Raw genomic sequence first — 6,227 nt, 5'->3', positions numbered from 1 at the left:
CTTCCCATCCCCCCGTTGCCCCAAGAGCCCGCATTCCAAAATGCCGCCCATCACCGCCACCTCCCCACTCCGCCAAAAGATCATCCTGCGCTCCGACAACCTCACCTCTTCCGACTTCGGCGCCCTGTTCTCCAGGCTCTTCGGCAACCGCTACGCCGATACTCCGCCGCCACCTTCCAACATCATCATCGGCGGGGTCTACGGGCGGCACGACGGGGTGAGTTTTCGGCGTATGCATTACCACGGCGATTTCAGCGTCACCCTCCCCGACCCGCAGAACGAAATCACTTTCGTCATCCCCACCGCCGGCAAGATCGTTTTCAACCACGCCACCGAGTCCATCGGCATGGCGCATGTCGGCCTGGCAATCGACAAGGCGGATATCCGTTCGATGCGCTTTGTTGATGATCACGCGCATCACGGCATTTCGATCAATCGTCTGCAGCTCACCGAGCGGTTGTCGGCGCTGCTGGAGAAACCGGTCGTGCAGAAGATCGTGTTTGAGCCAAGCGTGGATCTGAATACCCCGGCATTTCAGGGCCTCAAGGCGTTGATCGATCTGGCCACGGGCACTGAGTTCGATGCCTTGATCAACAGCGGCACGCTGATGCCGTCACGGTTGCGCGAGATGTTGATCGATGCGGTGCTGGAGGCGTGGCCGCACAATTTCACCGAGGCATTACGGGGGCCGGCGCCGTGTGTGGCGCCGCGACATGTGAAGGTGGCGATGGAGTTTATTCAGGCGCATCCGCAGCAGTTGGTCAGTGGCGTGGATCTGGCGCGGTTGAGCCATGTCAGCCAGCGCGCCTTGCAGGAAGGCTTTCGACGTTTTGTCGGGATGTCGATCGTCGCTTATCAGCGGCAGGTGCGTTTGCAGCGCGCCTATGAGGCGTTGGCGCGAGGGCATGCAGGCTCTGTGACGGAGGTGGCGTTGCGTTTCGGCTTCAGCAATGTCGGGCGCTTTTGTCAGTATTTTCAAAGCGCTTACGGCGTAAGCCCAGCGGAGTTGAAGGCCAGGCGTTGACCATTCGGTCCGGCGAAACCTGCATTTGATTGAACAGCAGGAATCTCAGGGCGACTAACCCCAGACAGGTCGTTTGACGGCATCGCCGATTCAAGCGGCGTTTACCTGGCTGCGACCGACGGTGCGTTTCTGCGCGCGTCGGTGCAGGCTTCGCAAGGGGGTTTCCATGACCGAGGATTTCATCGGCTTTTTCACGGCTCACACGATTTTAGGAATTTCACTGGCGAACTGGGTCCTGGCGTTCCTCGCCGCGACACTCAGTTATCTGCTGACCACCACGGCGATCCGTTTCGTGTTCCGCAAGGTGCAGGCGCGGGCCAGTGCCGGCAATGGACATCTGACCTACATGGCCAGCGAAGTGCTGGCGGCGACCAGCACCACGTTGCTGCTGTTGGCGTCGATTCTGGTCGGCATCGGGTTGCTGGATTTGCCGGAGCGCTGGCTCGGGCGGGTCAGCAGTTTATGGTTCGTGGTGGCGGCGTTGCAGGTCGGCCTGTGGACCAACCGCGCGCTGGCGCTGGGGCTGCATCGGTATTTCTCGCGGCATAACGCGACCGGCACTTTTCAGGCGAGCGCCCTGGCGACCCTGAGCCTGTGGGGCGTCAAGGTGTTGCTGTGGGCGGTTATTCTGCTGGCGATGCTGTCGAACCTGGGCGTGAACATCACTGCATTCGTCGCCAGCCTGGGTGTCGGCGGTATCGCGGTGGCGCTGGCGGTGCAGAACATTCTCGGCGACGTGTTCGCCTCGCTGTCGATTGCCGTCGACAAGCCGTTTGAGGTGGGTGATTTCATCGTCGTCGGCACGCTGGCCGGTACGGTCGAGCACGTCGGCCTGAAGACCACGCGCATCCGCAGTCTCGGCGGTGAGCAGATCGTCATGGCCAACGCCGACATGATCGGCAGCACCATTCAGAACTACAAACGCTTGCAGGAACGTCGAGTGGTGTTCGAGTTTCGTCTGACTTACGAGTGCACCAGCGAACAGATCCGCCAGATCACTCAACGCGTTGAAAGCATCATCAAGAACGAAAAACAGGCGCGCTTCGACCGCTGCCATTTCCGCAGTTTTGGTGAGAGCGCGCTGGAATTCGAAACGGTGTACATCGTTCTGGACGCCAGCTACAACGTCTACATGGACGTGCAGCAACGCATCAATCTGGCAATCATGGAAGCGGTGGCCGAGCTGGACGCGACGTTCGCCTTCCCGGCGCGCACCGTGCATGTCGCCTCGCTGCCCGAACCCAGCGCGCAGCCGGCACGCACACCGCAACCTTCGCGTGCGCAGCATGCTTGAGCGCAAGAGCCCGGCAATTTGCCGGGCTCGCTGTGTTCAAAACGCGTAACTGGCCTTGAGTCCGCCATTGAAACCATGGCTGTCACCGCCACCGTTGGCGCCGACCTCAGCGCCCACACTCAGGGCGCCGAGGTTGGCCATCAAGCTAACGCCGCCGCTGAACTGGTCGCGATTGTCGAACGCCGCGCGCTGCTCGATATCCAGCCCCAGCAGGTAGCCTTGGCTGTCGACTTGCTGATCGCCGAGCGCACGTTCATAGCCCACGCGAACGCCCGGGACCAACTGCCACGCTCCCATCGTCACTGGGGCGAATGACACGTCGAGATTGGCCACCGCGCTGCGGCGGGTTTGCTTGATGCCGTCGACGTCGAGCGCCAGTTCACTGCCCTTCTCTTTGAAACCTTGCAAGTCGAGATGACTGACGCGAAAGCCCAGGCTCGGTTCGACAATCACGCTGCTGAGCGGCAGGCGATAACCCAACGCCACGGTCGCGCCAGTGAGATTGCCGTGAGTGTCGCCCTTGGCAGTGCCGAGACCACCGCCGAGCTCGCGCTTGCTGTCGTAGTCGACGTAACCGGCGCTGGCGTTTGCGTCGACAAACATGCCGCGCTCAAGGCTGGTGAGGCCGTAACGCGCACCGAGGTTGAGGAAGGTGAAGTCCGTATCGGCCTCGCCACCCGCGCCGCCCACGCTGCCCTTGCTGTAGCCAAAGCCGCCGCGTGCGCTGAGTTGTTCGTTGAAGCGCTGGGTGATGCCGAGCATCAGGCCTTGGCTGTGCTCGTTGCTGCTATCGGCGTGGGCTGAGCCGTCGGTGCCGACGTAGCTGGCGAGCGCGGTGCTCCAGAGGCGGTATTGGCCGACCTTCAAATCGCTGCCGCTGGCGAACGGTGCGGCGGCTTGTTCGATTATCGCGTTCTGCCGCAGCAGGTAGCTGGCCGCATCAGCGTGGACCTGTCCGCCGACTTGAGATTCGACACCGCCCAGACTGCCGGCGTCGATCGCCGATTGCAGGTAGTAGTTGTAGGCGCTGTAGGTGCCGGACAGCTCGGAGTTCTGCAACTGCCGCAGCAATTCGGCACCAGCGGCGGCGTTGCCGACCAGCCCGGCCTGCCCCGGCAAGCTGTTGTACTCGACCAGTTTGCCGCGCAATACGTAAATGGTTTCCTGGGACAGACCGAGGCCCTGCTTGAGGTAGTTGTCCATGCTGCCGTACTCGGCGGCGACCTGGTCGAGACCGGCCTGCAAGTAACTGGCCTGAACGCCGAGCAGCGGCTCGTAGACAGCGGCCATGCTCGGCGGCAGCGCTTTCAAGGTCGCGGCGACACGGGCGGCGGTGTAGTCGTTGGTCGCCAGATAATTGGCCATGATCGTCGCCTCATCGACGCCAGCGATGCTCTGCAACACGGCGGCGGTCCAGCCGGTGCGGTCCTTGCCGGCGGTGCAGTGGAACAGCTGCGCGGCGTCGACACTGGCCAGCTCATTGAACAACTGGCCGAACTGCCCACGCATGCCGGCATCGCTGACGAAAGCGCGGTTGGTTTCCTCCATCATCGCCACCGCTTCGGCGGCGCTGTGGAACGAGATATTGGTGATGTCCGCACCCGAGGTGGTGCTGCCGATGATGTCGATATTGCGGTAGGACGCGCCGCTGATCATCGTGTCGGGCGTCGCGGCAATTTCGCTGGGCGTGCGCAAGTCGTAAATGGCTTTGATGCCGAGGCCATTGAGTGTCGCCAGATCCGCCGCCGACGGCGTCAATGCGTTGGAGCGGTAGAACACGCCGCTGCGCATAACGCCGTCGTGGGCGGTGGAGTACGCGGTGGTGATGCCGGCGATGTCGCGAAAGTTGTCGATGCCGGACAAGTGCGGCGTGTCGAGGGTGACAGGCTCGGCCGCATGGGCAGCGGCGATGGACAGGCTCAGAACGGACAGCGAACACAGAAGACGTTGGAACACAGTGCAGCCTCATGAAATCAGCGTTGGGCTGGTCACTATGGGCAGGCGAGTGGGAAGGAATATGACAGTTTCGGCTGGCGACAAAATGCCTGCGCGAATGGGCCGTGGGGTGCGTGATCGGTCCATCCATCCTGCTTGAATGTGTTGAAGATCCCTGTGGCAGCGAGCCTGCTCATGAAAGCGGCGTGTCAGCCGATTATATTCAAACTGAAAAAAAGCTTTCGCGATCAGGCTCGCTCCCACAGGGTTTGGGGAAGTATCCGTTTTTTCAATTTGTCGCGCGCAATGCCAACCCCTTATAAGACTGCCATCACTTTCAAGAACAAGAGGCTGTACCCATGAGCAACGCCTGGAACGAAGGTTATTTCACCGACGAAGGCTACACCTACAGCTATAGCCGGGAGATCAATCCGGTGTTCCTGCGTTACTGCCTGTTGTTGCGCGGGTTCGCCACGCTGGAAAGCAGCGACGGCGTGCACTGCGAACTGGGCTTCGGTCAGGGCGTGTCGATCAACATCCACGCCACCGCCAACCCGGGTTCGTTTGTCGGTACGGACTTTCACCCGGGTATGGCGGCCCATGCCATCGACCTCGCGACTGCCGCCAACAATGGCGCGCGTCTGTATGACGACAGCTTCGAACAACTGCTCGCACGCAACGATCTGCCGCAGTTCGACAGCATCAGCCTGCACGGTATCTGGACCTGGGTCAGCCGTGACAACCAGAAACTGATCGTCGAATTCGCCCGCCGCCACCTGAAACCTGGCGGTATGCTCTACGTCAGCTACAACTGCTTCCCCGGCTGGTCGCCGTCGGCGCCGCTGCGCAATCTGTTCAGCCTGCATGACCGTTTCGCCAATGCCTCGGCGCGCTCCGATGAGCGTATTGACGCCGCACTGGAGTTTTCCGAAGCGCTGCTCGCGGCCAATCCGAAGTATGCCGCTGCGGCACCGAGCCTCGGCGCGCGGCTGCAGAGCATCAAGGGCCAGGATCGTCACTACGTCGCCCACGAATATTTCAACCGTGACTGGAACTGCATGTACTTCGCCGACATGGTCGACGCGCTGGCCCCGGCCAAACTCGACTACGCCACCACGGCAGTGCCGCTGGACTCAATCGACCCGCTCAACCTGAGCGCCGAAGGCATGGACTTTCTGGAAACCATCGAACACCCGATCATGCGCGAGCAAGCGCGGGACTACTTCGTCAACCAGCACTTCCGCCGCGACCTCTACGTGCGTGGCGCGACGCGCCTGTCCGCTGCCGAACGTCGCGCGAGAATGCTGCACAGCCGTTTCGTGCTGCTGCAACCCTGGGAAACCGTGGCGGGCTCGGTCAGTGGTCCTGCCGGCGAAGCGACGCTGCAACCGGAGATTTACGGACCGGTGCTCGATGCACTGGCGGCACAGAACTATGCGGCCAAATCGATGCGCCAATTGTTGTCCGAGGCTGCGCTGGCTTACGACGACCTCGAACAAGCCCTGGCCGTGCTGATCGGTATGGGCGCTGTCGCTCCGTGCCAGAGCGAGGCCGCCGAGTCGCAGGTCAGCGGTCGCTGCGCCGCGCTCAATCTGCAACTGTGCAAACGCTCGCTGTACGGCGCCAACATCCAGACCCTGGCCAGCCCCGTCACTGGCGGTGGCGTGACGGTCAGCCGCTTCCAGCAGCTGTTCCTGATCTCGATCAAGCAAGGCAAACAGCAGCCGGCCGAGTGGGCGCAACTGGCGTGGGGGGTGATCAGCGAACAAGGTGAAGTGCTGGTCGACAATGGCCAACCGCTGCTCACCGCTGAAGCCAATATCGCCGCGCTGACCGCACAGGCGCAGGTGTTCGCCGAGCAAACGCTGCCTGTCCTGAGGGCGCTTAAAATCGCTTGATTGCAAACGAACCAAGGTGGGAGCGAGCCTGCTCGCGAAAGCGCTGGATCAGCCGCCAAATCGGTGACTGACGTAC

At 61.9% G+C, this 6,227-nt stretch carries 4 protein-coding genes; 3 read left to right on the top strand and 1 reads right to left on the bottom strand.

Annotation, left to right across the window (positions count from 1 at the left end; genetic code table 11):
- The first annotated feature begins 40 nt into the window (after positions 1 to 40).
- A complete protein-coding gene (locus tag QMX86_RS08890) occupies positions 41 to 1,024 on the top strand; it encodes an AraC family transcriptional regulator (protein ID WP_282382298.1) in 984 nt (327 codons plus the stop codon).
- Positions 1,025 to 1,190: 166 nt separating this feature from the next.
- The gene (locus tag QMX86_RS08885; RefSeq protein ID WP_051600421.1) at positions 1,191 to 2,318 is read left to right on the top strand and encodes a mechanosensitive ion channel family protein; all 1,128 of its coding nucleotides are present in this window, start codon (positions 1,191 to 1,193) and stop codon (positions 2,316 to 2,318) included.
- 36 nt (positions 2,319 to 2,354) lie between these two features.
- Here QMX86_RS08885 and QMX86_RS08880 read toward each other — a convergent pair whose 3' ends face one another.
- Positions 2,355 to 4,274, bottom strand: a complete 1,920-nt coding sequence (locus QMX86_RS08880; RefSeq protein ID WP_282382212.1) for a tyrosine-protein phosphatase — start codon at positions 4,272 to 4,274, stop codon at positions 2,355 to 2,357.
- A gap of 338 nt (positions 4,275 to 4,612) precedes the next feature.
- On the opposite strand from QMX86_RS08880, the gene QMX86_RS08875 reads away from it, so the two are divergent.
- Positions 4,613 to 6,151, top strand: a complete 1,539-nt coding sequence (locus QMX86_RS08875; RefSeq protein ID WP_073475013.1) for a class I SAM-dependent methyltransferase — start codon at positions 4,613 to 4,615, stop codon at positions 6,149 to 6,151.
- Positions 6,152 to 6,227 lie beyond the last annotated feature (76 nt).

The sequence above is a fragment of the Pseudomonas sp. PS01270 genome (assembly GCF_029959775.1).
GTDB classification, from domain to species: domain Bacteria; phylum Pseudomonadota; class Gammaproteobacteria; order Pseudomonadales; family Pseudomonadaceae; genus Aquipseudomonas; species Aquipseudomonas atacamensis.
Note: the sequence above shows the minus strand (reverse complement) of the source record. Positions and strands in the feature narration are given on the sequence as shown.

Coding starts and splice junctions, on each gene's coding strand:
- QMX86_RS08890 (WP_282382298.1), top strand. CDS start 41: ATGCCGCCCATCACCGCCACCTCCCCACTCCGCCAAAAGATCATCCTG.
- QMX86_RS08885 (WP_051600421.1), top strand. CDS start 1,191: ATGACCGAGGATTTCATCGGCTTTTTCACGGCTCACACGATTTTAGGA.
- QMX86_RS08875 (WP_073475013.1), top strand. CDS start 4,613: ATGAGCAACGCCTGGAACGAAGGTTATTTCACCGACGAAGGCTACACC.